The organism is Oleiphilus sp. HI0080 (assembly GCF_001635135.1).
The window spans coordinates 1-798 of the sequence record NZ_LWFU01000106.1 but is presented as its reverse complement, the minus strand read 5'-3'; the positions used below and the strand labels follow the sequence as shown (position 1 = coordinate 798).

Sequence of the window (798 nt, the reverse complement as noted above, 5' to 3'; positions counted from 1 at the left end):
TACTTTGGCGCAGATAATGGCATTCAGTTCACGGATCTGGATGTGCTGGCAACCGGACCAATTGTCGATCATGTTTCGAAGGATTTTGACCGTTATTGGTCTAGTATTTCCGCCTACCCGATAGAGCAGCTTGTAGAAGCATCCAACAAGGAGGATTTGCGATCGTTAGGGATGGAGCTTGAGAGTACGGTTCTTTCAACTGAAGCAAAACCGTTTATATCTGCGATCAAAGCATCCCCGCTTCTTAACGACCTACAAAACCAAGTGCTTAAACCTGTCTACGCTACAGTGAACCTAGTGAGCGATGATCCAGCTAAAATATTCGGTCCAACTCCCGAAAATGGGCTTTTGGTTCAGCAGCTGGATCAGCTACTCGGTAGTCCGCAACGCTCTTTTACCCTCATCTCGCCTTACTTCGTCCCGGGTGACACCGGGGTTCAGCTGTTTCGTGATTTAGAAGAAAAAGGCGTCGAGATAAAGGTCTTGACGAATTCGCTTGAAGCGAACGACGTTGCTTTGGTCCACTCGGGCTATGCAAAGTACCGTCGCCCTTTGCTAGAAGCGGGCGTTCAGCTATACGAGCTTCGCAAATTCGGCGCTATAGAGGCAACACCTCAAACGCGGAAAACCGCAAGCATAGGTAGTTCTGAAGCGAGCCTGCATGCCAAGACATTTGCTGTCGACAGTAACACGCTGTTTGTGGGCTCGTTCAACTTTGACCCAAGATCACTCAGTCTCAATACAGAGCTCGGGTTTCTTATCGAGAGCCCTCAGCTTGCCATGGTATTAGAAACCGAG

1 protein-coding gene is annotated in these 798 nt (G+C 49.0%); it reads left to right on the top strand.

Features of this window, described 5'->3' with window-relative positions; translation table 11 throughout:
* On the top strand, positions 1 to 798 hold a 798-nt coding region (locus tag A3751_RS01300), incomplete at both ends, for a phospholipase D-like domain-containing protein (RefSeq protein ID WP_231876812.1).